This is a genomic window from Stenotrophomonas sp. AGC87 (genome assembly GCF_057333975.1).
The window spans coordinates 1-551 of sequence record NZ_JBHFHW010000021.1; the positions used below are offsets into that span (position 1 = coordinate 1).

The 551-nt window shown below is 58.4% G+C and carries 1 protein-coding gene; it reads left to right on the forward strand.

Annotated features, from left to right (window positions below):
* Positions 1 to 83 precede the first annotated feature (83 nt).
* Positions 84 to 539, forward strand: a complete 456-nt coding sequence (locus ACE026_RS07585) for an REP-associated tyrosine transposase (protein WP_486037776.1) — start codon at positions 84 to 86, stop codon at positions 537 to 539.
* Positions 540 to 551: the final 12 nt, after the last annotated feature.

The window sequence follows — 551 nt, forward strand, 5'->3', positions numbered from 1 at the left end:
CACTACCTTGTTTGGGTCTTCGGCGATAACGGTCTGCGCCGTTGGCCGATATCATGGCGCTGCGGCATCACTCACGATGCAGCATGAGTTCTTCTCGACTACGCGTGGGGCGCTGTTCCATTCCAGGACAGACCTATGTCCTGACCATGGTCTGCGATCACCGCAAGCGCTGGTTTGTGGATCCCGAGGTTTCCGCAATTGCCATGTCGCACCTGAAGGAAATGGACGAACGTGGATACGTACGATCCCTTGCCTGGGTGGTCATGCCCGACCATCTGCACTGGTTGGTGGAACTGGAAGCTAAGCCACTTGCCGATATCGCTCGACGCTTGAAATCATCGACTGCGTTGGCGATCAATCGATCGCTGGGTCGTGGTGGTTCGTTCTGGCAAGCCGGTTACCACGATCACGCCGTGCGTTGCGACGAGTCGCTGCATCGGCATGCCCTTTACATCCTCGGCAATCCGATCCGTGCAGGGCTTTCAGAGCAGATCGGAGACTACCCGTACGCGTGGACCCTGTGGTCACATGACCGGTAGTGGGGGGGGGGG